The organism is Streptomyces sp. NRRL B-24085, assembly GCF_001282115.1.
In the GTDB taxonomy this organism is placed as follows: Bacteria; Actinomycetota; Actinomycetes; order Streptomycetales; family Streptomycetaceae; genus Streptomyces.
This window is the reverse complement of the sequence record NZ_LJBR01000555.1, coordinates 1-1,636: the sequence shown is the minus strand read 5'-3', so window position 1 is coordinate 1,636 and position 1,636 is coordinate 1. Positions and strand designations below refer to the sequence as shown.

Here is a 1,636-nt window from a genome sequence, read left to right as displayed (position 1 = left end):
GTCAGGGACGGAGGCGGCTCCCCCTCGCCCCTGGCCGCGCGAGCGACCAGCTCACGATGGACCGCCGCGACGTTGCCCTTCCACAAGGCCAGCAGACGGCGCACCTCCGGGGTGACGCAGAAGCGGTCCTTGCTCTGGGCCCGCGCCCCGGGCTCCGCGGCCGCCGACTCGTCACGCTCGGCAGCGGCAAGCCACCGCCACACCGTTCGCTCCGTCACTTCCAACGACTGGGCCATCAGCCGCACATGCCGGGTCGTCAGTTTCCGGTCCTGTCGCAGGGCGAGCAGCCGGCGCACGGCAGGGCCGCGCAGCGCCGACAGGGAGGAAGCAGGCAGACCTCCCCGCACGTCGGAACCCTCGTGGCCGCCAACCTCTGCCGGCCCGGCAGCGCCCGTCACAGCGGCCCCATGAGCCGTGCGCAGGCCCGCTCCAGCAACCGGTGGTCCACCACCGCACGGCTCGTGCCGTACATTTCGGCGGTCAGGTGCGAGGTGAGTTTCGCCCACGTCCGGAAATTGCCGTGCCCCACATGCTCGTCCACCCACACGACATCGGCCTCGCTCACGTCCTCCCACAACGGGTGAAAGGCAGTCATCGCCGCTGCCACCTCGTCCGGGCGAAGACGCGGCACCAACTCCCAGGTCAGCACCCGGGAGGCCAGCGCGGGCACCCGGCGCAGCGCCCGTTCACTGCCCGCACCCGCCAGCACCAGCGTCGTGTCCGTGTCCGGGTGGTCCCACAGCCCGCGCAGAAACTCCAGCGCCGGTCCCGGAAGGCGCTGCGCCTCGTCCAGTACCAGCATCCGGGGCTGTCGTAGCGCGTTCACCAGCATCAGGTCGGCCTCCCCCGCTCCGCGCGGCAGACGCCTGCCCAGCTCGAGGGCGTCCGCGAGCACCCGGCGCAGTTCAGGGACTGTCGGGTGTACACCGACATGGACCCGACGGACCCGGGCTGGGTGCGGCAGCTGGGACAGGGCGTACTGCAACGCGACGGTCTTGCCCTGGCCGGCGTCACCGTACAGACACACCACTGCCCCGACCGCGGCCGCTTGCGCAACCGTCCGCAGCACCGACCGCACGGCAGGCGTGTGCACCAACTGCGCTCCCGGGACCAGGAGCGGGACCTGCGCCAAGTGCTTCTGCTCCCGCAGAAACACCTGCCCACCGGCGCCCTTCTCGGCCACCACGCTCAAACCCAGCTCACTGAGGGCATCCGGCCGGCGCGCCCCGGCCACCTCAGGCTCCCGCCCGGTCAGCAAAGCCCGCCCCGCCCGACGATCCCTGCGGATCACCCGGCTCAACGTCGACATCGACGGAACCGGCTCCTCACCGCCGGCTGCCACCAGCCGACGCCTCAGCTCCGAAACATTGCCCCCCGCCTCACCCAGCAGCTCCCACACCTCGTCCGACACCGCATACCCCCGCCGGACCGGCGCCTCTGCCCGCCCCGTCGCCTTCGCCTGCTCCAACCAGCGCCACACCGTGCGCTCCGAAGCACCCACCACCTCAGCGACCGCACGCACATGCCGCGTCGACAACTCCCCCGCCTGCTGCCGCTCCAGCAGACGACGCACCACCAACGCCCTCGACAGCCCAGCCCCCCGGCCGGCACCTACAGCCTGATCCACCCCACGATC

The 1,636-nt window shown here is 72.0% G+C and carries 1 protein-coding gene and 1 pseudogene; both read right to left on the bottom strand.

Annotation, left to right across the window (positions count from 1 at the left end; genetic code table 11):
• A pseudogene (locus AOJ26_RS39285) lies at positions 1 to 347 on the bottom strand (transposase); the annotation flags it as partial.
• 47 nt (positions 348 to 394) lie between these two features.
• The coding region (locus AOJ26_RS39280; RefSeq protein WP_053853127.1) for an ATP-binding protein at positions 395 to 1,636 on the bottom strand (1,242 nt) is incomplete at its 5' end.